Source organism: Variovorax sp. 01T432, assembly GCF_056398605.1.
The window spans coordinates 1-733 of record NZ_JBFTPS010000148.1 but is presented as its reverse complement, the minus strand read 5'-3'; the positions used below and the strand labels follow the sequence as shown (position 1 = coordinate 733).

2 protein-coding genes are annotated in these 733 nt (G+C 65.2%); both read right to left on the bottom strand.

Annotated features, from left to right (window positions below; translation table 11 throughout):
- A partial coding sequence (locus AC1DNF_RS35725) for a chemotaxis protein CheW (protein ID WP_478153666.1) occupies window positions 1–269 on the bottom strand: 269 nt, incomplete at its 3' end.
- A 21-nt stretch (window positions 270–290) separates the two neighbouring features.
- Window positions 291–733 (bottom strand): methyl-accepting chemotaxis protein (locus tag AC1DNF_RS35720; protein WP_478153665.1); only part of this gene is annotated, 443 nt, incomplete at its 5' end.

Sequence of the window (733 nt, the reverse complement as noted above, 5' to 3'; positions counted from 1 at the left end):
TAGCTCGGCGTGCCCAGCGAGAACTTGATGCGCATGTCGATGATCGGCACGATGATCCCGCGCAGGTTCACCACCCCCTTGATGTACTCCGGCGCGTTCGCGATCCGCGTCACCGCGTCGTAGCCCCGCAGCTCCTGCACCTTCTGGATGTCGATGCCGTATTCCTCCTCGCCCAGCGTGAAGGAAAGGAATTCAAGGGGCGTCTGGGCGCGTGCCGCAGAGCCGGCGGTGCTTTCGGCGGCCGGCCTCGATGGGTTGGTTGCTTTCATTTGCGTCTTTCCGTCTCTGGTTCAAAACTCGTTCCAATCACCCGCGCCGTCCGTGGCCATCGCCGGTTCGGGTGCAGGTTCCTCTTTTTTCCCACGCGCGGGCGTGAGTGCCATGGCGCGCGCCTTCGGCGCGGGCCTGGATGTGCTTGCGGGGGGCGTTGCGCGCGCAACGGGCGTCAGGCTCGCGCCGGCATGGGTGTTGTCGTCCAGCTTGAATACGCGCACGACCTGCGACAGGCTGCCGGCCTGTTCCTGCAGCGATTGCGCCGCCGCCGATGCTTCTTCCACCAGCGCCGCGTTCTGCTGCGTCACTTCGTCCATCTGCGTGATGGCCTGGTTGATCTGCTCGATGCCCGAGGTCTGCTCCTGGCTGGCCGCCGTGATCTCGCCCATGATGTCGGTCACGCGCTTGACGCTGTCGACGATCTCTTCCATCGTCTTGCCCGCCTCGGCCACCTGCTTGC